Origin of the sequence: Flavobacterium sp. (assembly GCF_035292545.1) — a bacterium.
Classification (GTDB): Bacteria; Bacteroidota; Bacteroidia; order Flavobacteriales; family Flavobacteriaceae; genus Flavobacterium.
Window position 1 is genome coordinate 153,082 of the sequence record NZ_DATDPV010000040.1, and the last position, 22,720, is coordinate 175,801.

The window sequence follows — 22,720 nt, forward strand, 5'->3', positions numbered from 1 at the left end:
TCTATTGAAAATTTTAAACCTTATGTAAAATAAAAATTTTTATTAAGATATATGTTTTTATTTATTCTTCGTTCGAGTCGGAATCTTTTGATTCAGTATTCTTTGAAAGATCAGAAGATATGGGATCTTTTTTGCCTTTGTAAAATCGTTTGAAAGCAGCCCATCCGGCAGCAATAGCAAGCATTCCTACCTTCCAGAATTTTAATATTAAAGCAAAAAAACCAACTTTCGCCAATACTTTTCCGGCAACAAGACCACCAATAGTCCAAGCAGCAACTGTATCTGTATCGGCATCAAAATCTGCATAATTGCTTCCTTTGTCAAATTCAATGCTCGAAATAACATTATTGATATTGGCTTTTACTTCCGGTAATTGTTTGATTGGCGCAACAGCTGAAAATATAAAAACGCCCTTTCTGCCAAGGACTCTCAAATCATAATTTAATGTATTGGCAGTTTCATTTTCAAAATGAAATTCTTTTGCCCAATGCAATATTTTTTTATCTTCATCATAATAAGGTTTGGAAGCCCATCCGATTAATTCTGCAGTTGGAAAATTTAGTTTTTTTCTTTCTATGTTTTCATTTTTTACATCCTCTTGTATGTCTTTCAATAAATCGTCATAATCTACGTCTTTTGCATCATCATCTTTCACAAATCCCATTTCGTCATAATTGATGGTAAACAACCAACTGTTTTCGCCTAAAACCCCTTTACTTTCCGGGACTAATGCTCCTAAAAGTGTTAAATCTTCCGGGTTGCCCCATAAATCTTTCATCACGTACTGCGCTTGTTTTGCATCTAAAAATTTAAATCCTTTCGGAACATTCAATGTCGCATTTCCGGAAGTTAATTTTATTATCCCCGTTTGATATACTAATGATTTTTCAATATCAGCAATTTTCACAGCTGTACTGTCTTCATTCTGAGCATAACCAAGAAATGTAATGCCAAAAAGTAATATAAAAATAAGTAATGATTTTCTCATAAATAAGGTTTTAAATAGTTGTTTTAATTTTGAATTATTGTAAATTATTTTTTATAAGTTTATTACTGTTAAACTTTATTAAAATTTTTCAAACTTAATGTTTTGTTTTTTAAATTAATAAGTTTTTACTTAAAAATTTAGAATTATAATTAATATGCATCAACTTTAAGCAAGTTGTGAATTTATCCAATCTTAAATAATCATATTGGAGGTATAGCAAAAAACTAAGAGGGGATAAAATTGAACAATATTAATTTTAAAATATTTAATTTAATTGAAAAATGATTGATTAATTGCATTTATAACCAATCATTTCAGGAGTTTTTCTTTAATTTTACCCGAATTATTTTCTATAAAAAACAATTTCAATTTTTCCAATTTATACCCAAAATAAAGATGTTTTACCTTTTAGATATTTTAGGAACAATGGCTTTTGCCATTTCAGGAGTCTTGACGGCGATGCATAAAAAAATGGATCCTTTTGGCGTTTTCATCATTGCATTTGCGACTGCAGTTGGAGGCGGAACCTTACGGGATATCATGATTGGAAGAACGCCAGTAGGATGGATGCGTGATTTGAATTATGTTTACGTGATTTTAATTGGATTTTTTCTGGCTTTGCTTTTTAGAAAAAAACTGGATAAACTTCGAACCTCTTTGTTTCTATTCGATACCATCGGTCTGGGGGTTTTTACTATTATAGGACTTGAAAAGGGAATTGAAATTAATCTGCATCCTGTGATTTGTATTGCTTTAGGAACGATGACGGCTTGTTTTGGCGGCGTTATTCGGGATATTTTATGCACTGAGATTCCGGTGATTTTCAGAAAAGAAATTTATGCGACGATTTGTATTATTGGTGGAATTGTGTTTTTTGCTTTAAGAAAATTAAATCTTGACAATGATATTTTGTATTTAATCACCTCATTGATTATCATTGTTATCCGATTGATGGCCGTGAAGTTTAAATGGTATTTACCCGCTTTAGAAAAAGAATAAATTCTATAACAGAAATATTACCTCGTCAAATACAAATAACCTACTAATGGACTTTGATAATCCGGATCATTTAATTCGATAACATAATAATAAGTTCCAGCCGGAATTTGATGATTATCCAAAAGGATTCCTTTGGTGGCAAATCCGTTCCAATCCTCAGTATTGTTATTTCCGGTCCAAACCAAAGCGCCCCAACGGTTGTAAATGGAAGTTTTAAAATTTAAGAAGATATCACGCAGGCCTTCAACAAAAAAAGTATCATTGTACGGATCATTATTTGCCGAAACAAAATTGTGAACTATCGGCGGACAATTTTTTGTGGTTAGTAAAAAAGAAGTGATACTAAAACAATGTTCGTTTTCGATTCGAATGAAAATGGTTGCAGGAGTGGTTACGGCTATATAATTATTCGTATTAAAAATGGGATTTACTTCATTTTCAGCATCTTCCTGAGTGGCATAAAAACTAACGGAATCGGTTAGATTTACTTTTACCAATTCCTCATAATCAGAGAAATCGAAAGTTCCGCGTCCTAAACCTTCATTGCAAGCTTCTTTATTTGGCATTAAATTAAAAATTGGCGAAAGCCATAACGATATTGGCATTAAATCGATATTGTTATTTTCATTTAATTCCGTTACCACACCAATTCCGCTTCCATTATCATCGACAACAAATTGTAAATCAAAATCAGCAGGAATACTATCGGGAATTAGAATTGAAATTTGACCATTTTCACTCCCATCAATTGGAATTGTGGTTAAAGTTACCGTTGGTTGTATAAAGATCCCGTTTGCATAAATGGCAATTGGAGTTCCTGAAGGTAAAATATTGGTGCTGTTAAAATTCGAAACCGTATAATCAACTACTATTTGTCTTGAATTACAGCTTAAATCTACATTATTTATAGCAATTGTAGCATCGGGCAATTGGCTGTTCAATTTGGTGACAATGGCATTAATCATTACAAAATCCTGTCCGGAAGTTAGTTGAATTTGTGCCGATGTATCTCCAATATTAATGTTGTTTTGAATGTTATAAACATCTAAATCCATATTGTACATAGTACTTGAATCTGTAAAACTATTGGTGCCGTTAAACGCATTATTAACTGGATTTAAAGGCGGATTACCAATGAGATTTCCATTAATGCGAAGCGACTCGGTAACTGAAATATTTTTATCCCCTTCCCAGGCTACAAAACCAATTTTCGCGTCTTGATTGTCAATAACATTCAAACTGTTTAAAGTGATATTGATGGCACTGGGAACAGCTTGCATCCCATCATAAATATTAAGTTGATTTAATGGCAAAACATTATTCTTATAAATAACTACAATTGCCCAACCGCCAAAATTGCCTCCGTGCGGACAATAATCTGCGATAATAGAGGTTAAATCTAAATCCGAAAAAGTATAGGTTCCATTTCCAGCAGAAAGAACTAAAGAAGTTATATTTGAAAAAGCACTAAAACAAGGCAGTCCCGATGAATTGATAATGCTAAAAGTGCGCTGGGGTGTAATATCCTGGCCGTTGAGTTTTACCTGAAAATCCCCAGTTCCAGAACCCGCCCAATATAAATAAGCGCTTTCTATGACATCGTCAGAATTTAAACTTAAGTCAGCAGATGAACTGGTTAAAATAGTACATGGTGGTGCTGGTAGACCATTAATATTGTTGTTTTCGATAGTATTGAGTGTGTTTCCAAAAAAAACAAAATCGTATCGTCCGTTAAATTGCTGATACAATGAAATATCTTGTCCAAAAACAGAACAGGATAAAAACAAAATAACGCTAAAAAGAGTGTAATGTAATTGTTGTTTCACGTAGATTTAGTTAACGGTTTTAAAATTAGTGAATTATTTTTAAAAATCTAATTTTATAAAAAAAGAATGTTCTTATTAAATAATTTGATTAATTTTCCAATGTTTAAAAACCGACCTTGAAAAACTATACCGTAAAACGATACGAAACTAAAGATTACAGCGATTGGAATGCTTTTATCAGCAAATCCAAAAATGCCACATTCCTGTTTCATCGTGATTTTATGGACTATCATTCCGACCGTTTTCAGGATTATTCGCTGATTGTTATGGAAGGCGAAAAATGGGTTTCGGTGCTTCCTGCAAATATTTTAGGAAGCGAAGTTTTCTCTCATCAAGGATTGACTTATGGCGGATTGGTTTATGACGAAAAAATAAAACTAGTGGCTGTGATTGCTATCTTCAGAAGTGTTTTATTCTTTTTAAATGAAAATAAAATCGAGAAAATTCATATCAAAACCATGCCGTCCATTTATCATGATAAACCAGCCGAAGAATTAAATTACGCACTATTTTTGGCGGAAGCCAAGTTAGAAAGAAGAGATTCCTTAGCGGTTATTGATTTATCAAAGCCTTATTTCATAGCAAATGGAAGAAAAGAAGGCATAAAAAAAGGAACTAATAATAATTTACAAATTAAGGAGGTGGATGGTTTTGATGATTTTTGGAACAAAATATTAATCCCAAATTTAAAAAATAAACACAAAGCCAATCCGGTACATAGCTTACAGGAAATTACAAAACTGAAAATGCAGTTTCCTGAAAATATTCGTCAATTTAATGTTTTTGATAACGAGAATATTGTAGCAGGAGCCACTGTTTTCGAAAGCAAAAATGTCGCTCATTCACAATATATTTCTGCCAATGAAACTAAAAACGAAAATGGCAGTCTGGATTTTTTACATTATTATTTATTGACTGAAGTTTTTAAAGAAAAGCGATTTTTCGATTTTGGAATTTCTAATGAAGAACAAGGAAAAAAGCTGAACGGAGGTTTGCTTTTTTGGAAAGAAAGCTTTGGTGCAAGCACAATTGTTCATGATTTTTATGAAGTAGCAACCACAAATTTTTCCAAATTGGACAATATAATTATATGATACCATTTTTAGATTTACATAAAATCAATAAACCATATGAAGAACGCTTTCAGCAAAAGTTGAAAGTGTTCTTAGATAAAGGTTGGTATATTCTGGGCGATGAAGTGCAGCTTTTTGAGAAAAATTTCGCTCTTTATTGCGGGGCAAAACATTGCATCGGTGTAGGGAATGGTTTGGATGCTTTAACGCTGATTTTTAAAGCATATATTCAATTGGGAAAATTGCAAAAAGGCGATGAAGTTATTGTTCCTGCAAATACCTACATTGCCAGTATTTTGGCTGTTTTTCAGGCAGATTTAGTTCCGGTTTTGGTCGAGCCAAAATTAGAGACTTACAACATCAATCCTGATTTGATTACCGATAAAATCACTTTGAAAACTAAAGCAATTCTTGCCGTTCATTTATATGGACAATTGGCTGAAATGAATGCCATTTCAGCGATTGCAAAACAAAATAAGCTATTGGTTGTTGAAGATGCAGCTCAGGCTCATGGTGCTGCAAATACAGAAAATTTCAGAGCGGGAAACTTAAGTGATGCCGCTGGATTTAGTTTTTATCCGGGAAAAAACCTCGGCGCTTTAGGCGATGCCGGTGCAGTAACCACAAACGATGATGAACTTGCTAAAACGATATTTTCACTTCGCAATTATGGCTCGGAAACCAAATATCAAAATGATTTTATTGGTGTAAACAGTCGTTTAGATGAATTGCAGGCCGCTTTTTTAAATGTGAAATTACCATATCTGGATTCCGATAATGATAAAAGAATGGTTATTGCCAATCGATATTTGAGCACCATTATTAATCCGAAAATTATTTTACCTGAATTTAATGGCGGATCCCATCATGTTTTTCATTTGTTTGTAATCAGAACCGAAAAAAGGGAAGCACTTCAAAATTATTTAAAGGATAACGGGATAGAAACATTGATTCATTACCCGATTCCGCCGCATCAGCAAAAAGCATTAGTAGCCTGGAATAATTTATCATTTCCGATGACAGAAAAAATCCATCGTGAAGTATTGAGCATTCCAATTAGTCCGGTAATGACAATGGAAGAAGTTGATTTTGTGGTGAAAATTTTAAACGAGTATTAAATGGGAATAATCGACAGAATAAAACAATTTTGCTTTGTTACTTTACGAATTAAAAAGTACCAATTGTTATCCGATTGTAAAAGAGTCTCGGGAATCCCAAACTGTTATCATCCCTTATTATTAAAAGGAAAAGGGAAAATCACTTTTGGTAAAAACGTTCAAATAGGTGTGGTAAGATCACCAAATTATTATTCTCATTATACTTACTTAGAAGCCAGAGAAGAAGCCAGTGAAATTTTTATTGGTAATAATGTAGCGATAAATAATGCTTTTTCTGTCGTTGCTTTTTGCAAAATTGTTATTGAAGATCATGTTTTAATAGGTGTGAATTGTTCCATTATTGATAATGACGGACATGATTTAGCTATTATGGAAAGAAATACCGGAAACCCTAAAACTGCGGAAGTTCATATTCATGAAAATGTATTTTTGGGTTCGAATGTTTCAATTTTAAAGGGAGTCACTATCGGTAAGAATTCAGTTATTGGAAATGGATCTGTTGTGACTCAGAACATTCCGGAAAATGTAATTGCTGCCGGAAATCCCGCCAAAGTGATTAGAAATTTATAATATTGAAAATCTTAAAACAAAATACCTTACTAAAAGTATTATCACTGAATTCCATTTCGGTGGTTGTGAGTTTTTTTTTAGGAATAATTTCGACAAAAATCGTGTCGGTATTTTTGGGTGCTTCAGGGATGGCTTTGTTGGGAAGTTTCAGGAACTTTTCGACTATGTCAAAATCAATGGCCACGTTAGGAATAAACAATTCGTTAGTGAAATTATTTGTTGAGAATAAGGATGACAAAAAAGAACTTTCCGTTATTTATTCTACTTTTTTTTGGCTATTTCTATTGGTTTCAACACTTTTAGGGACTCTGATTTTGGTCTTTGCAAAGCCTATTTCTGAATTTTTATTTTTCACTATTTCTTATACAAGCCCGATACGATTTTTCGGATTGTTGCTGCCTTTGATGGTCATCAATACTTTTTGGATTGCTATTTATAATGGATTGGAAAAATTCAAAAAAATTATTTTTATCCAAATCATTTCCAATGTTTTAACTTTTGGATTGACCGCAGTTTTAATCTGGAAACAGCATATTTATGGAGGACTCCTGTCGATAGCTTTGGGCGAATTCCTGATGGTAATTGTCACTTTTTTATTTGTACGAAAAGATAAAAGCTATTTCCGGTTTGATTTGCAAAAAATCATTGATAAACAATACCTGGAGGTTATCAGGAAATTTTCTGTAATGGCTTTGTTGAGTGCGATTTTAGTGCCATTAACATTGATACTTATCCGGAATTTTATTGTTGATTCCCATTCAATAGAAACAGCAGGAATTTGGGATGCAGTAAACCGATTATCTGGTTTTTACATGCTGTTTTTTAGTTCTGGCTTATCGTTATATTATATGCCAAAGTTAGCTTCTCTAAATACCGATGCCGAATTTAAAATCGAACTGAAATCCTATCTTAAAACCTTTGTTCCTTTGTTCTTAATCATGCTAATTGCAATATTTTTACTCAAGGGAATTATTTTGAAAGCCGCTTTTACAGATGAATTTTCAAAGATTAAAGATGTGTTAATCTGGCAGCTTTTAGGCGATTTTTTCAGAATACTGACTTTGGCTTTTGGGTTTCAGATCTTAGTAAAAACAATGATAAAAAGATATTTTATAATTGAAATTGTTTTCAATTTATCTTATTTATTGCTTTCTTTTTATTTAGTCAAACAGTTCTCTGTTGAAGGAGTTTTACAAGCTTATTTCATAGCCAATTTAATTACATTCATAGTGATTCTGGGAATGTTTAGAAAAATGTTTTCAGTTACTAAATAGCTTTCCAAACCTTCAAATATTTCTCAGCAATTCTAACATAATCATGTTCCTTTTCAACAAAAGTCCTGGCTCGTTTTCCAATGGCTACAATTTCCTTAGGGTTTTCAATTAAAAAGGACAATTGGTTAACCAAATAAGCTACATCTGGTAAAGCATTAACCGCTACTTTTTCGGTTAGATTATAATATTTCTCAAACTCTTTTTCAGCACCGGTAAAAACCACTTTCCCTTTTGCCATAGCTTCCAAAGCGTTATAACCTTGGTCGAAAGCATACACCTGATCTAATAAAATATGAGCTTCATCATACAACTTTATGTATTGATTATAAGGAATGCTTCGGGTTATGATAATGGAGACTTTTTCGGGATATTTTGCTTCAATAATCTCCAATGCCTTTTCAAAATAATCACTTCCTTTTTTATAATAACTCTCCTTATTTATTCCAAGAAAAAGGACGATTTTATTCGAAATTATCAGGGGCTGAAAAACTATTTTTTCAACATTAATTGGATTGGGAATTAATCCTAAATACTTCGGATTATCAATTAAGGGCAAATGATAATCCATATCGGAAGCAATGACGCCGGCAATGTTTTTATATATAAAATCATGCAGTTTTTCAAATGACTTTTTTCTAAATTTTAAGACGCCCAAAAAGTTTTTACGTCTAATTTTACCCATTAAATAGGGCTGAACTACCGATTTTATTTCAGGATTTTCAAAATTGTATTTTACATTCAGATAATCATCGCCACAGGATAGCAAAAAAGCTTTTTTATTATTTTGGAATAAAAAATTCAGAATCTTTTTTTCGAAATAAGGCTCGCAATAAAAACTGTTTTCATTGATAAGCTGCACGACATCAAAACCAGTAAACTGTGATTTGTTTTTCAGGAATTGCTGATAGATTAAATAAGAAGTGACATCAAAATTAGTGAGTTTATAGATGCCTACTTTGATTTTTTTCAGCCAGCCTTCATTCCACTTTTTTTCAAGCTTAAAATCTACCGGAAAGTCTTTAAAACCATCATTAAAACCGAGAATGACAACATGATGCCCTAGTTTTTGCAGTCCTTCTTTCAAAGAATTGTGAAGCCGGCTGTATTCTCCTATGAGTAAGATGTTCATATATTGTTATATTTGACAAATATATTTACAATTTTGCAATAATGAGTGCATCCAAAACTAAAATAGCAATTATTTCCTACTCACTTGGTGGAGGCGGTGCAGAGCGTTTTGGTGGTTTATTGAGTTGTATTTTAAATAATTTAGGATATGAAATCCACAATATAATTATAACCGAAAAGGTAGATTATGATTATTGCGGGGTATTATACAATTTAGGTGAAATCTGTAAAAATGAAGCCGTTTTGACGGGTAAAATCAGAAAAGGCATTTTGTTGAAACGCTATCTTCAAAATCATAAAATTGATATCATCATAGATAACCGATCCAGAAATGTTTTTTTACGGGAATGGATTGCCAAGTGGATTTACGGTAAAAGAAAAACATTTTATGTTATTCACAGTTACAATTTAAAAAACTATTTGCCGGATTCTGTTTTTCTTGCAAAATTATTATACAAAAAGGCCGAAAAATTAATTTGTGTTTCAAAAGCAATTGAAGCTAAAGTAAAAGAAAAATATAATTTCAAAAATACCATTACGATATACAATCCGATAGATTTATCTCAAATAAAGACCGAAGATACAATTGAAGTACCGGAAAAATACATTTTGTTTTATGGAAGATTGGAAGAAAAAGTGAAAAATTTCAGTTTAATGCTGGAAGCCTTTTCCATTTCAAAAATCTATGAAAAAGGATATAAATTGCTAATTATGGGGAATGGACCAGATGCTGATTTTATTCAAAAAACCATTGCAAAATTCAACTTGCATGATGCAGTAAAAAGTATTCCTTTTCAAAAGAATCCGTTCGGATATGTTAAAAAGGCCAGATTTACTGTTTTAACAAGTCATTACGAAGGTTTTCCTATGTCGATAATTGAATCCTTGGCATTAGCAACTCCTGTTGTTTCCGTTAATTGTAATTCAGGTCCGGCCGAAATAATTGTAAATGAACAAAACGGATTATTGGTCGAAAATTATAACAGTGCCGCATTGGCAAATGCGATGATCAGGCTTGCAGAAGATGATAAATTATATCATATTTGTAAAGAAAATGCTTCAAAGAGTGTGGGATATTTGTCTTTAGAAAATATTTCAAAGCAATGGCAACAAATTTTATCTTAATAAAATGAGAACTACAATTGATGATATTCAAATTATTGATATTCCGAAAATTCACGACATTCGGGGCAATCTCTCTGTTGTTGAAGGAAATACAATTCCATTTGAAATAAAACGGGTTTATTATCTATATGATGTTCCAAGTGGTTCGGAAAGAGGCGGACATTCTCATATCGAACAACTTGAATTATTGATTGCTTTGAGCGGAAGTTTTGAAGTGGTTTTAAAAGATGGCAGTAAAAATAGAACCGTAACACTCAACAAACCCAATCAGGGGCTATTGATTCCAATTGGAATTTGGAGAGAATTACAAAATTTTTCTTCGGGTTCCGTTTGTTTGGTTCTCGCTTCGGATGTTTTTAGCGAAAAAGATTATATTCGGGAATATGCTGATTTTGTTTTATTTAAAGACGGAATGTGCTAAACCTAAGTTCGCCAAAACTTGTTGTAAACCAATCATTTTTTTTAAAACAAAAGAAGGAAGTAATAATAGCACTCTTTTTTTAAACGTTAAATTTTTTAAATCAATGGCTTTGTAAAATAGATTAAAATTTACATTATCTCCGTTCAGTTTTGATTTTATAGCTAGCGAAAACCGATTAAAATCCAGGAATTTTTTTAAATCCATATTTGTTTTTTCTAAAGTAGAAAACTTAGAAAAATTGATTTTTGTAGTCGTGTAATTTTTATTTTTGGAAAGACTCTCAGCATCAAAAATATATCGGGCCAAAATTTTCCAAGAAAATAAAACAGGATAAACCAACCCAATCCGAATCCATAAATCGGTATCCTGACCGCTTTTAATAGCCACATCAAAAACACCTGTTTTTTCAAAAACGTTTTTATGAAAAACGGCACAGGAAGTCCAGATAACAGATTCCCTTGAACTGGCATTAAAGTAATTTACAAGTTCACAATCCTTAGTTTTTTGTATCGAATATTGAGCTGGAAATACATTTTTTGAGGTTTCTATTTCGAAAGCGGCCGCAAATACCCTTTGTTCTGGAAATCGATTAATATTTTCAAACATGGTTTTCAAAAAGTCCGGATACCAATAATCATCGGCATCAATAAAAGTAATGTAATTGGATTGAGCCAGGCTTATTCCGAGATTTCGGGCTACAGAAACGCCTTCATTTTTTTTGGAGTAATACCGAATTCGCGAATCCTGAAATTGCTGTACTTTTTGTTCACTATAGTCAGTCGAACCATCATTTATAATAATTATTTCAAAGTCGGAAAAGGTTTGAGATAAGACACTTTTTAGTGTATTTTCTACAAACTTTTCTTTGTTGTATAATGGAATAATAACTGAAAAAAAAGGCATAAATGGATGAATTGATTTCAAATATACTGATTTTAGTACGTTTTGATAACTTAAAATATTCTATTTTTGTTTTTAGATGTATGCAAAATAAAAAACTTCATATTATTAGTTTCGACAATCCATTTCCACCTGTTTACGGCGGTGTAATTGATGTTTTTTATAAAATAAAAGCATTACATGAATTAGGAATCGAAATCTATTTGCATTGCTTTGTTGATGAAATTACGGAGGAGAATTCAGTTTTAAAGCAACATGTTAAAGAAGTCTACTATTATAAAAGGAATAAAAAAAACATATTCAAACTGCTTTCCAGATTTCCTTTTGCGGTAGCTTCCCGTTACGATACAGCTTTAGTTTCTAATATCAATAAAGTTGAAGCGCCCATTCTTTTCGAAGGTTTGCAGACTACTTTCGCGATGCATCAACATCATTTCAAAAATAGAAAATTGATGTTGAGATTGCATAATTTGGAAGCGAATTATTTTTCAGGATTGGCAAAAAGTGAAACTAATTTGGCCAAAAAGACACTTTTCGGACTGGAAGCGACTAAATACAAATCATACCAGAAAATCATATCAAAGTTTGATGCGACATTTACCCTTTCAGTTTCTGAAACCGATTATGTTGAGGAACATTTTGGCAATGCGAATTATATTCCTGTTTTTCATGGAAATGAAACGATTGTTAAACTTTCTGAATTTGGAAAATATGCCTTTTATCATGGCGATTTACGAATGGCAGATAACAAAAGAGCAGTGGCTTTCTTAATAAAAGTATTTAAAAAAATTCCTGATTATAAGCTGGTAATTGCCTCAGGTTGCGGAGCCGATTTTGTAAAAAATAAAATAGTATCAGCATCAAATATTTCATATGTTTCTATTGAAAACCAGGAATATTTGAATCAATTGTTAGAAGAAGCCCATCTCAACGTGATGCTGTCTTTTCAGCAATCAGGAACCAAATTAAAGCTAATTAATTCCCTATATAAGAGCCGTTTTTGCATTATTAATAGCAATATGGTTGATGATGAAAATATCAGGAATTTATGCGAAATGGCGGAAACACAAGCTGAGTTTATCAATGTTGTGAATCGATTAAAAAATCAACCTTATTTGGGTTTTGATAAAAGGAAATGGGTTTTAAACCAGATTTTGAATGACAAAATAAATGCGATGAAAATGATTGAAATCATTGAAATCATTGAAAAATAAACTAGTTCGATTCCGTCACAATATTATTTTTCGAAAAATTTCGATTTAAACTGTTCTCTGCACTACCTCAAAAATAGTATTGTCCTCACATTTCAATGTTTTCGATGGGAATTTCATCAAAAGGGCATAATCATGCGTGGCCATAATTACTGTTTTTCCGTTAGCATTAATTTTTCGTAATACTTCCAAAACTTCGGCGCTTGTTTGAGGATCAAGGTTTCCCGTTGGTTCGTCGGCAAGGATTAATTCGGGATCATTCAATAAAGCGCGGGCAATAGCCACACGTTGTTGTTCCCCACCTGATAGTTGATGCGGCATTTTTGAAGCAAAAGACTTCATGTCCACTTTGTCCAAAACTTCATCAATTTTTACCTGCATTTCGGTTTTATCAGTCCAGCCGGTTGCTTTGAGTACAAACATCATGTTTTCATTGACACTTCTGTCCGGTAATAATTTAAAGTCCTGAAAAACAATCCCTATTTTTCTTCTCAAATACGGAATATTATCTTCTTTTAAAGTCGCCAAATCAAAATCAACAATGCTAGCCTGACCTTCTGTTAAAGGTAAATCAGCATATAGTGTTTTCATAAAACTACTTTTTCCTGAACCCGTTTTTCCGATAATATAAATAAATTCGCCGTGATTAACTTCAAGGTTAATGTTGGATAAAATGACTTTATTTTCTTGGTAAATCGTTACATTTCTTAAAAAGAGAACTGGCTGTGACATAAGTAATTTTGTTTATGGGGTAAAAGTAATAAGATTTAATCAATTAGCAATTGACAATTAACAATTATCAGATTTTTTACGTTTGTTAGAAAAATGTTCATAATAAAAACCAAAAAAGCACCGTTATACACTGTAGAATACGATATATTTGAAATTATTAAAAAACAAAAACGACTATGCGCAAACAATCTTGGCTATTTTTATTGTTATTTTTCATTGGAATAACAACCATTTCGGCCCAAAAATCAGCGATTTATACCCACGATTTAGAAGATTACAACAGGGCACTTTCCTTATTCAATAACAATCAATACCAATCCGCGCAAATTATTTTTGACAAAGTAAAATCGGAGAACAAAAACACCGAAGTGAAGTCCGATTGTGCTTATTACAGTGCTATTTGCGCCATTCATCTTAATCAGGCTAATGCCGATGTGATGATAGAAAATTTCGTTGCCGATTATCCAACGAGTACCAAACAAAACCAGGCGTATATTGAAGTCGCACATTATTATTTTGAGCAAGGAAGATTTCCTCAAGCTTTGCAATATTTTGATAAAGTCGATGAGAGCACTTTGAGTAATGACGATATAGAAAAATTCAATTTCCAGAAAGGCTATGCTTTTTTCAGCGCTAATAATAAAAAAGAGGCCACGACTTACTTCAATAAAGTAGTTAATTCGCAAATATATGGTTCTCAAGCCAAGTATTATTTGGGTTTTATGGCCTATGAAGGCGATGATTATAAAAAAGCTACCAAATATTTTGATGAAGTTTCCGGAGAAGAGAAATACAAAGAAAAGCTTTCTTATTTTCAGGCGGATATGAATTTCAAATTAGGAAATTTTCAAAAAGCGATTGATTTAGGATTGGCTGCCATGCCAAAATCAAATGCTTTAGAGAAATCGGAATTGAATAAAATTATTGGAGAAAGTTATTTCAATTTAAAACAATACGACAAAGCGATTCCATATTTAACATTGTATAAAGGCAAAAAAGGCAGGTGGAACAATACTGATTTCTATCAATTAGGTTATGCGTATTACAAGCAAAACGATTATGAAAATGCGATAGCTCAATTCAATAAAATCATTAATGGGAATGATTCGGTAGCACAAAACGCCTATTATCATTTAGGGGAAAGTTACCTGAAAACGGATAAAAAACAACAGGCTTTAAATGCTTTCAAAAATGCTTCTGAAATGTCATTTGACGAAAAAATTCAGGAAGATGCTAATCTAAATTATGCCAAACTGAGTTATGAAATCGGAAATTCCTACCAAAGTGTTCCGGATGTATTGTCGGCTTTCTTGGAAAAATATCCAAATTCTCCAAGCAAAACTGAGGTTGAAACCATATTGATCAGTTCTTATATTACTTCAAAAAATTACAAGGGGGCTTTAGATTTATTGGAGAAAAATAAGAATTTTGCCAACAAACAAATTTATCAGAAAGTAACTTTCTACAGAGGTTTGGAATTATATACTGACGGAAATTATCAGGAAGCTTTGGCAATGTTCAAAAAGTCAATTGCCGAACCAAAAGATGCTAAATTCACCGCTCGTGCCACTTTCTGGAAAGGCGAAACGGAATATGTTTTGGATAATTTTAAAGAAGCTTTGATTAGTTTCAAGCAATTTACCGGTTACGCTGAGGCAAAAAACACGCCCGAAATCAAAAATATCAATTATAATATTGCCTATTGTTATTTCAAACAAAAGGAATATGAGCAGGCCGGAAATTATTTCCAAAATCAAATTGATGCGGTAAAAGAGGACAAAGTACGTTTGAATGATTCCTATTTGCGTTTGGGCGACAGCCGTTTTGTAACTGCAAAATATTGGCCGGCTATGGATGCTTACAACAAAGCGATTGAATTGAAAAGCATCGATTCGGATTATGCCCAATTTCAAAAAGCGATTAGTTATGGTTTTGTTGCCAAAAACGACAAGAAAATTGAAGATTTGAATAAATTCATTTCTTTATATCCAAAATCTCAATATCGTGATGATGCGTTGTTCGAACTTGGAAATACGTATGTTACGGAAAAGAAAACAGATTTAGCCATTAAAACTTACGACCAGTTAATCAGCGAATTCAAAAAAGGTTCTTATGCTTCGAAAGCGATTTTACGTCAGGGATTGGTTTATTATAATGGCGAAAAAGATGATTTGGCCTTAACCAAATTCAAAAAAGTTGCGGCAGAATATCCTAAAACTCCGGAAGCTTTAGAAGCAGTTTCGACAGCACGTATCATATATGTAGACAACGGAAGAGTAGATGAATATGCATCTTGGGTAAGAACATTGGATTTTGTTGATGTTTCTGATGCGGATTTAGATAATGATACTTATGAAGCGGCGGAAAAACAATATTTGCAGAACAATACGAAACAATCAATTTCAGCTTTTAGCGGTTATGTTTCTAAATTTCCAAACGGAATTCATAGTTTGAAAGCTAACTTTTATTTAGCGCAATCGTATTTTGCTGATGGATTGGAAAGCAATTCGATTCCAAATTATGAATTTGTCATTGCTAAACCAAGAAATGAATTTACCGAGCAATCATTGGCAAGACTAGCATCAATTCATTTGAAAAAAGAGGATTTTGTAAAAGCCGTTCCGGTTTTAAAAAGATTGGAAACCGAAGCTGATTTTCCTCAAAACGTCACTTTTGCGCAAGCCAATTTGATGAAATCCTATTACGAACAAAAGGATTATCCAAATGCGGTGGTTTATGCCGATAAAGTATTGAGCAATCCAAAAACGGATGATAAAGTAAAAAGTGACGCACAGATTATCGTGGCCCGTTCGGCAATGAAATCGAATGATGAAACAAAAGCCCGATCAGCTTACGCCAAATTATTAACGATTGCCAAAGGAGAATTGGCAGCGGAAGCCTTGTATTATGATGCTTATTTTAAAAATAAAGACGGGAAATTTGAAGCATCCAATACGGCTGTTCAAAAATTGACTAAAGATTATTCAGGTTATAAATATTTTGGTGCCAAAGGGTTGGTCGTGATGGCGAAAAACTTCTACGGATTGAAAGACAGTTTTCAGGCAACGTACATTTTGGAAAGTGTGATTAAAAATTTCTCAGCGTATCCAGATGTAGTGGAAGAGGCGCAAACAGAATTGGATAGCATCAAATCGCAGGAAGCCAAAACAAATTCATCCATTCAAAATTAATTAGAGCTAATCTTATTTCTCAATACTTAAGCTATTAAAATATGACATTCAAAATTCAATATAAAATCGCTTTCATCTTATTATTTGCCGGTTTGCAAACCGCAATGGCGCAAAAGAAAGATGAAAACATCGGAACGGAAGTAGTAAACGTTGTAAAACCATACACCCCAACAATTTCGGATGCTTTCAAAGTAAAGGAAACGCCTGCGCTGGAAGATGAAGACAATACCAAAAAGGAAGTGATTAAATACAATATTTTCTCTTTTCCGGTAGCTTCGACTTTTACACCATCAAAAGGAAGAGCCGCAAGCGTAGATAAATCGGAAGCCGAAAAACTATTCAAAAACTATGCGACTTTAGGTTTCGGAAATTATGCCACCATCAACGCGGAACTTTTTATTACCGAAAACATCAGCGACAATGAATATGTTGGTGGAATGTTGCGTCATCTTTCGTCACAAGGCGGAATAAAAGGAGTGGAATTGGATGATAAATTCTACGATACTTCTTTGGATTTGACTTACGGAAACCAACAAGAAAACATGTCGTGGAATGCCGATTTGGGTTATCAGAATCAAGTGTATAATTGGTATGGTTTGCCTACAGAATTTGGTGCGACTTTGTTGCCTGAGGACAGAGCAGCTTTAATCAACGGAATGGATCCGCAACACATGTTTCACAATGCCTATGCCGGAGCCAAATTCAATTTCAATGAAAGTATTTTTAGCGAAGCGAGTCTGAAATACAATCGTTTTTGGGATGCCCGTGGTTCAGCCGAAAATAGATTTTATGTAAAGCCTTCCTTTGCATTTGACGTAATGGATGAAAAAATCAAAACCAATTTCATCGTAGATTATGTTGGTGGTACTTTCGAAAAAGATTACTTGGGAACAACAGCAATTAAATACGGGTATACCAATTTTGGAATTCATCCCAGTATTGTAATCAACAAAAATGATTGGTCGGTAAATGTAGGTGCTGCCGTTTTTTATAGCTTAGATATGGAACACGACAATAACAATAAATTATTTGTTTACCCGCAAATAAATGCTTCGTTAAAAGTGGTGGGTGATTTAATGGTGTTCTACGCGGGAGCCGAAGGAGGTTTGGAACAAAACTCATATCGTGATTTTACTAATGATAATCCATTTGTTTCTCCAACATTGAACATTGCGCCAACAGACAAACAATATGATGTCTTTGCAGGTCTAAAAGGGAAATTAGCGAACAGTGTGAGTTATAACATTCGTGGTTCGTATAAAAGTGAGAAAAACAAAGCCTTGTTCAAAAGCCATGATTATACAGAAAATTTTGCAAATGAAGATTATGCTTTCGGAAATTCCTTCGACGTAGTTTATGACGATATGAAAACCCTTAACTTTTATGGAGAATTGAAAGCTGATTTCTCTAAAAATGTATCTTTTGGAATAAACGGAACTTACAACAGTTTCCAGAATGATATTCAGGAAGAAGCCTGGAATTTACCAGCTATAAAACTTGGTTCTAGTTTAGACGTGAATATTACTAAAAAATGGTATGCCGGAGCCAATGTCTTTTTCGTAGGCGAAAGAAAAGACATGCAATTAAATAGTAATATTATTACATTAACGCCAACGACTTTAGAAAGTTATTTTGATGCGAATGCACATATTGGATACAAACACAACGAAAGATTAACCGGTTTTCTAAAATTTAATAATATCGCGAATCAAGCCTATGAAAAATGGATGAATTATCCGGTTCAAAGTTTTCAGGTTATTTTAGGGGCGAGTTATAAATTTGATTTCTAAGAAAAATTTGATAATATTTGTAAAGAAACCTATAAGTGAATCTTCTTATAGGTTTCTTTTTTATAAATAAAACTATGACTTTCAAACAAAAAATACACCAATACTATCTTCAGCAAGTCCAGGACAAAATCGATGTTTTTCGTGACATGATTTCTGCTTTAACTGAAGATTCAAAAAACGATGCCAAAGGTTCCGCCGGAGACAAGCACGAAACGGCTTTGTCAATGATGCATATCGAACAGGAAAAACTCAATTATAAACTCAAGGAAGCTTTAGAGCAAAAAGCGGTTTTGGATAAGATTGATGCGACTTCTGTTTTAAATAAAATTGCTTTGGGAAGTCTGGTTCAGGCCAATGGAATCTATTTGTATGTAAGTTTGGCACTTACCAAAATCTCTATTGAAGGGACAAATGTGATTGCTTTATCGCCTCAATCACCATTAGGAAACAAATTATTGGGGAATGAAGTAGGATTTACTTTTGAAATCAATACCACAAAATACACTATAGAAGAAATTTTATAAGTTTCTTCAATCTAATTTATTCGTTTGTACTTTACAATTGTTTGAGCTTTTTTTTATATTAGCCCAACTAAATTGTGTACAATGAAACCTATCGTCTTACTTCTTGCTTTGTTTTTATTGATTTCCTGCAATCAAAAAAATAAAATTTCCGTTGATACCATTATCACTAATGCAACTATTTACACTGTCAACAAAACGTTTGGAACGGCTTCGGCCATGGCAATCAATGAAGGTAAAATTGTAGCTATTGGTACCAATGATGAAATCACAAGTAATTATGAATCTAAAAATACGATAGAAGCCAAAGGTAAATTCATCTATCCAGGCTTGATTGATGCGCATTGTCATTTTTATGGTTTTGGCCTCAGTTTACAAGAAGTTGACTTGCGAGGAACTAAAAGTATGGCTGAAGTAATAGCGCGAATAAAGACTTTTCAAAAAGAAAAAAACCCGACGTTTATCGTCGGAAATGGTTGGGATCAGAATGATTGGGACGTTAAAAAATTCCCGACAAAGGCAGACTTAGATGCTCATTTTCCAAATATCCCGGTAGTTTTGAATCGAGTGGATTTTCATGCAATGATTGTCAATAGCAAAGCATTGAAATTAGCTGGAATTACAAAAGACACAAAAACTACAGGCGGTCGAATTGAAATGGCTAATGATGAACCAACCGGTATCTTAGTAGACAATCCAATGAATTTAATTTATAAAATAATTCCAAAACCAAGCCGTAAAACACAAATTTCAGCTTTATTGGATGCCGAAAAAGTAATGTATGATTATGGATTGACAACAGTAAATGATGCAGGTTTAGATCCTGATATTATTAATTTAATTGATAGTTTGCAAAAAGCAAAGGCAATGAAACTTAATGTATATGCAATGATTACTGCAAACCAAAAGAACATCGATTTATATCTTAAAAAGGGCATTTATAAAACGGATAATTTAGATGTACGTTCCTTCAAAATGTATGGCGATGGCGCTTTAGGTTCTCGTGGCGCTTGCCTGCATAAAGGATATTCGGATATGCCAAAACAGTTCGGGGCTTTGGGAGCACCCATTTCAGAATTTAAATCGATAGCACAACAAATTGCGGCTTCTGATTTTCAATTGAATTCGCATGCTATTGGGGACTCTGCAAATACGGTTTTGTTGAAAATATACAAAGAAGTTTTGGCTGGTAAAAAAGACCGAAGATGGAAAATTGAACATGCCCAAGTTTTGCGGGAAGAAGATTTTGATTATTTCAAATTGGGAATCATTCCTTCAGTACAACCTACACATGCTACTTCGGATATGTATTGGGCAGGTGAACGATTAGGAAAAGATCGTTTGAAAAATGCTTATGCTTATAAAAAATTACTTCAAAAAGCGGGAATCATTGCTTTGGGCACTGATTTTCCTGTAGAAGAAGTCAACCCGATGTTGACATTTCATGCTGCCGTGGCCAGAAAAGATAGTAAGAACTATCCAAAAGATGGTTTTCAAATGGAAAATGCATTGACTAGAGAAGAGACTTTAAGGGGGATGACAATCTGGGCTGCGTACTCTAATTTTGAAGAAAAGGAAAAAGGAAGTCTTGAAGTTGGAAAATGGGCTGATTTTGTAATTTACAACCAAGATTTAATGAAGGTCAATGAGAATCAAATCGTGAAAATGAAACCATTGCATACTTATTTAAAAGGGAAGATAGTAAAATAAATGAATCATTGGAAAATTAAAATTTACAATTCATAATCTAATGTTTAATTTATTGGTTTTTAAATTACAATTTTTACTTAAATGTTGTTTTTTAGTATAAATTTACAACTGAAGTAAATTATTTGCTTTCCAATTAATACGATATACCACATCTTTGCTTTGTATTAATAATCAAAGTAAAACAGTTATGTGTGGAATATTAGCCATTATAGGAAAAGGGAAAGACGAAGAATTAGTAAAAACACTTTCTAAAAGAATGTCACATCGCGGACCTGATGAAAGCGATATGTATATTACTGAAAACGGGCATATCCTAAGCCACGAGCGCTTGTCAATCATTGATTTGCATTCCGGTCGTCAACCGATAAAAGGAACGAAATCCGCCTATATGGTTCACAATGGGGAAATCTATAACCACCAGGAATTAAGAGAAACGGTTTTAAAACACCATACGTTCAGAACCAAATCTGATTCGGAAGTAATTGTTCATTTGTACGAAGAATTTGGTTATGATTTTTGCGATAAATTAGATGGCGATTTTGCTTTTGTGGTGATTGACGGCGATGATTACATTGCCGGCCGTGACCCAATGGGAGTGAAGCCGTTATATTATGGTCTGGATGAAAGAGGCCGAATTTATTTTGCTTCAGAAATGAAACCCATTGCCGACCAATGTAAAACCTTCTCGACTTTTCCTCCGGGACATTTTTATACCCAAAAAACAGGATTTGTAAAATATTACACACCAGTTTATGAAGATTATACGAAAGCTACCCAAGAATTGGATTTGGCATTAATCAGAGAAACCTTAACCGAAGCCACCCGAAAAAGATTAATGAGCGATGTACCCATTGGCGTATTGCTTTCGGGCGGATTGGACTCGTCATTGACATCCGCCATTGCTTCCCGATTATTAGCGGAAAACGGCAAGAAACTGCATTCTTTCTCCATTGGTTTGGATGCCGAAGCGCCAGATGCAAAAGCGGCGAGAAAAGTAGCGGAATTTTTAGGAACTGAACACCACGAAATCCATTTCACCATCGAACACGGAATCGAAATTCTGGATAAATTAATCTGGCATTTAGAAACCTACGATGTAACTTCGGTAAGAGCCAGTACACCGATGTATTTCTTATCAAAAGCCATCGCCGATTTAGGGATAAAAGTGGTTTTGTCAGGTGAAGGAGCAGACGAAATTTTTGGTGGCTATTTGTATTTTAGAAATGCACCATCAACCGAGGAATTCCAAAAAGAAACCATCGAAAGAGTACAGAAATTATTTACCGCCGATTTATTAAGAGCCGATAAATCAACAATGGCGCATGGATTGGAAGCCAGAGTTCCATTTTTGGATAAAGCTTTCCTGGAAATGGCAATCCAAATTAAACCTGAAGAAAAACAGCCTAAAACATATGATGGCATAGAAAAATATATCCTTAGAAAAGCATTCGATACACCTGAAAGTCCATATTTACCGCAAGAAGTTTTGTGGAGACAAAAAGAACAGTTTTCGGATGGAGTGGGATACAACTGGATTGACCAATTAATCGAATATTGCGCCACGAGGGTTACGGATGAAGAATTGGAAACGGCTGCAGTAAAATTCCCTTACAACACGCCAACAACTAAAGAAGCTTATTATTACAGAACCATTTTCCATAAATATTATCCACAGGTAAGTGCAGCGCAAACCGTGCGTAAATGGATTCCAAAATGGCAAGAAAACCAAGATCCGAGCGGTAGAGCCAATGCGGCTCATGTTCAGGCTGATGTTGAGATAGCAAAATCAAATGTTGCGGTATAAGTTCATGATTTTTACATAGTTTTATTGTTGAAAACGTTCACTTTCGAGTGGGCGTTTTTTTGTTTAAATTAATCAACATAATGTTAATAACTTCACTACTAAATATGCTGTTTTTATCATTAAATCATTCTCGTTTTTATATATTTGCCTGTTAGACAAAAATTACATTTTTTAGAATAAAATTATATGAGCGAAGAAATCAAGAAGGATAATTATTCAGCAGATAGTATTCAGGCATTAGAGGGAATGGAGCACGTAAGAATGCGTCCTTCGATGTATATTGGAGATGTGGGAGTTAGAGGTTTGCATCACTTGGTTTATGAGGTGGTGGACAACTCT

18 protein-coding genes are annotated in these 22,720 nt (G+C 33.4%); 13 read left to right on the top strand and 5 right to left on the bottom strand.

Translation table 11 applies throughout. From position 1 onward, the window contains the following. Window positions 1-61: 61 nt before the first annotated feature. Window positions 62-988: a DUF2167 domain-containing protein gene (locus tag VI621_RS07340; RefSeq protein WP_324217727.1), complete on the bottom strand. Its 927-nt coding sequence runs from the start codon at window positions 986-988 to the stop codon at window positions 62-64. Window positions 989-1,384: 396 nt separating this feature from the next. On the opposite strand from VI621_RS07340, the gene VI621_RS07345 reads away from it, so the two are divergent. Beyond that, window positions 1,385-1,987, top strand: a complete 603-nt coding sequence (locus VI621_RS07345) for a trimeric intracellular cation channel family protein (protein WP_324217728.1) — start codon at window positions 1,385-1,387, stop codon at window positions 1,985-1,987. Window positions 1,988-2,004: 17 nt separating this feature from the next. On the opposite strand, the gene VI621_RS07350 is transcribed toward VI621_RS07345, so the two are convergent. After that, window positions 2,005-3,813, bottom strand: a complete 1,809-nt coding sequence (locus VI621_RS07350; RefSeq protein WP_324217729.1) for a gliding motility-associated C-terminal domain-containing protein — start codon at window positions 3,811-3,813, stop codon at window positions 2,005-2,007. Between the two features lie 116 nt (window positions 3,814-3,929). Here VI621_RS07350 and VI621_RS07355 point away from each other — a divergent pair, with 116 nt between their 5' ends. The 4 genes from VI621_RS07355 to VI621_RS07370 are packed head-to-tail and all read left to right on the top strand — an operon-like array spanning window position 3,930 to window position 7,848. Next, entirely contained in the window at window positions 3,930-4,907 is a 978-nt protein-coding gene (locus tag VI621_RS07355; RefSeq protein WP_324217730.1) for a GNAT family N-acetyltransferase, read from the top strand. Continuing rightward, window positions 4,904-6,004: a DegT/DnrJ/EryC1/StrS family aminotransferase gene (locus tag VI621_RS07360; protein ID WP_324217731.1), complete on the top strand. Its 1,101-nt coding sequence runs from the start codon at window positions 4,904-4,906 to the stop codon at window positions 6,002-6,004. The genes VI621_RS07355 and VI621_RS07360 overlap by 4 nt, the downstream gene beginning before the upstream one ends. After that, window positions 6,005-6,574: an acyltransferase gene (locus tag VI621_RS07365; RefSeq protein ID WP_324217732.1), complete on the top strand. Its 570-nt coding sequence runs from the start codon at window positions 6,005-6,007 to the stop codon at window positions 6,572-6,574. Window positions 6,575-6,576: 2 nt separating this feature from the next. After that, on the top strand, window positions 6,577-7,848 hold the full coding sequence (locus VI621_RS07370; RefSeq protein ID WP_324217733.1) for an O-antigen translocase: 1,272 nt from the start codon (window positions 6,577-6,579) through the stop codon (window positions 7,846-7,848). On the opposite strand, the gene VI621_RS07375 is transcribed toward VI621_RS07370, so the two are convergent. Then, window positions 7,841-8,977, bottom strand: coding sequence for a glycosyltransferase (locus VI621_RS07375; protein ID WP_324217734.1), 1,137 nt, complete (start codon window positions 8,975-8,977; stop codon window positions 7,841-7,843). The two genes, VI621_RS07370 and VI621_RS07375, sit on opposite strands and share 8 nt — an antisense overlap. A gap of 41 nt (window positions 8,978-9,018) precedes the next feature. Here VI621_RS07375 and VI621_RS07380 point away from each other — a divergent pair, with 41 nt between their 5' ends. Together VI621_RS07380 and VI621_RS07385 are read left to right on the top strand one after the other, a co-directional pair. Beyond that, window positions 9,019-10,101, top strand: coding sequence for a glycosyltransferase (locus VI621_RS07380; RefSeq protein WP_324217735.1), 1,083 nt, complete (start codon window positions 9,019-9,021; stop codon window positions 10,099-10,101). 4 nt (window positions 10,102-10,105) lie between these two features. After that, window positions 10,106-10,522, top strand: a complete 417-nt coding sequence (locus VI621_RS07385) for an FdtA/QdtA family cupin domain-containing protein (protein ID WP_324217736.1) — start codon at window positions 10,106-10,108, stop codon at window positions 10,520-10,522. Here the strand turns inward: VI621_RS07385 and VI621_RS07390 are convergent. Then, window positions 10,499-11,446 (bottom strand): glycosyltransferase family 2 protein, encoded by a 948-nt coding sequence (locus VI621_RS07390; protein ID WP_324217737.1) that lies wholly within the window; start codon window positions 11,444-11,446, stop codon window positions 10,499-10,501. The genes VI621_RS07385 and VI621_RS07390 overlap by 24 nt on opposite strands. A 59-nt stretch (window positions 11,447-11,505) precedes the next feature. Between VI621_RS07390 and VI621_RS07395 the strand changes: the two genes are divergently transcribed. Beyond that, window positions 11,506-12,636 (top strand): hypothetical protein, encoded by a 1,131-nt coding sequence (locus tag VI621_RS07395; RefSeq protein ID WP_324217738.1) that lies wholly within the window; start codon window positions 11,506-11,508, stop codon window positions 12,634-12,636. 45 nt (window positions 12,637-12,681) lie between these two features. On the opposite strand, the gene VI621_RS07400 is transcribed toward VI621_RS07395, so the two are convergent. Continuing rightward, entirely contained in the window at window positions 12,682-13,365 is a 684-nt protein-coding gene (locus VI621_RS07400; RefSeq protein ID WP_324217739.1) for a cell division ATP-binding protein FtsE, read from the bottom strand. A gap of 176 nt (window positions 13,366-13,541) precedes the next feature. On the opposite strand from VI621_RS07400, the gene VI621_RS07405 reads away from it, so the two are divergent. From VI621_RS07405 to asnB, 5 genes are all read left to right on the top strand, one after another. After that, window positions 13,542-16,556, top strand: coding sequence for a tetratricopeptide repeat protein (locus VI621_RS07405; protein WP_324217740.1), 3,015 nt, complete (start codon window positions 13,542-13,544; stop codon window positions 16,554-16,556). A 41-nt stretch (window positions 16,557-16,597) separates the two neighbouring features. Then, entirely contained in the window at window positions 16,598-18,346 is a 1,749-nt protein-coding gene (locus tag VI621_RS07410) for a TonB-dependent receptor (RefSeq protein ID WP_324217741.1), read from the top strand. A 74-nt stretch (window positions 18,347-18,420) separates the two neighbouring features. Then, a complete protein-coding gene (locus VI621_RS07415) occupies window positions 18,421-18,870 on the top strand; it encodes a hypothetical protein (protein ID WP_324217742.1) in 450 nt (149 codons plus the stop codon). A gap of 81 nt (window positions 18,871-18,951) precedes the next feature. Then, the gene (locus tag VI621_RS07420) at window positions 18,952-20,577 is read left to right on the top strand and encodes an amidohydrolase (protein WP_324217743.1); all 1,626 of its coding nucleotides are present in this window, start codon (window positions 18,952-18,954) and stop codon (window positions 20,575-20,577) included. 187 nt (window positions 20,578-20,764) lie between these two features. Further along, window positions 20,765-22,381: an asparagine synthase B gene (gene asnB / locus VI621_RS07425; RefSeq protein WP_324217744.1), complete on the top strand. Its 1,617-nt coding sequence runs from the start codon at window positions 20,765-20,767 to the stop codon at window positions 22,379-22,381. Window positions 22,382-22,720 lie beyond the last annotated feature (339 nt).

Bases quoted from the DNA above. Each gene is read 5' to 3' on its own strand.
- VI621_RS07400 (WP_324217739.1), bottom strand. From the start codon at position 13,365: ATGTCACAGCCAGTTCTCTTTTTAAGAAATGTAACGATTTACCAAGAA.
- VI621_RS07365 (WP_324217732.1), top strand. From the start codon at position 6,005: ATGGGAATAATCGACAGAATAAAACAATTTTGCTTTGTTACTTTACGA.
- VI621_RS07360 (WP_324217731.1), top strand. From the start codon at position 4,904: ATGATACCATTTTTAGATTTACATAAAATCAATAAACCATATGAAGAA.
- VI621_RS07410 (WP_324217741.1), top strand. From the start codon at position 16,598: ATGACATTCAAAATTCAATATAAAATCGCTTTCATCTTATTATTTGCC.
- VI621_RS07345 (WP_324217728.1), top strand. From the start codon at position 1,385: ATGTTTTACCTTTTAGATATTTTAGGAACAATGGCTTTTGCCATTTCA.
- VI621_RS07405 (WP_324217740.1), top strand. From the start codon at position 13,542: ATGCGCAAACAATCTTGGCTATTTTTATTGTTATTTTTCATTGGAATA.
- VI621_RS07395 (WP_324217738.1), top strand. From the start codon at position 11,506: ATGCAAAATAAAAAACTTCATATTATTAGTTTCGACAATCCATTTCCA.
- VI621_RS07340 (WP_324217727.1), bottom strand. From the start codon at position 988: ATGAGAAAATCATTACTTATTTTTATATTACTTTTTGGCATTACATTT.
- VI621_RS07420 (WP_324217743.1), top strand. From the start codon at position 18,952: ATGAAACCTATCGTCTTACTTCTTGCTTTGTTTTTATTGATTTCCTGC.
- VI621_RS07380 (WP_324217735.1), top strand. From the start codon at position 9,019: ATGAGTGCATCCAAAACTAAAATAGCAATTATTTCCTACTCACTTGGT.
- VI621_RS07385 (WP_324217736.1), top strand. From the start codon at position 10,106: ATGAGAACTACAATTGATGATATTCAAATTATTGATATTCCGAAAATT.
- VI621_RS07415 (WP_324217742.1), top strand. From the start codon at position 18,421: ATGACTTTCAAACAAAAAATACACCAATACTATCTTCAGCAAGTCCAG.
- VI621_RS07375 (WP_324217734.1), bottom strand. From the start codon at position 8,977: ATGAACATCTTACTCATAGGAGAATACAGCCGGCTTCACAATTCTTTG.
- asnB (WP_324217744.1), top strand. From the start codon at position 20,765: ATGTGTGGAATATTAGCCATTATAGGAAAAGGGAAAGACGAAGAATTA.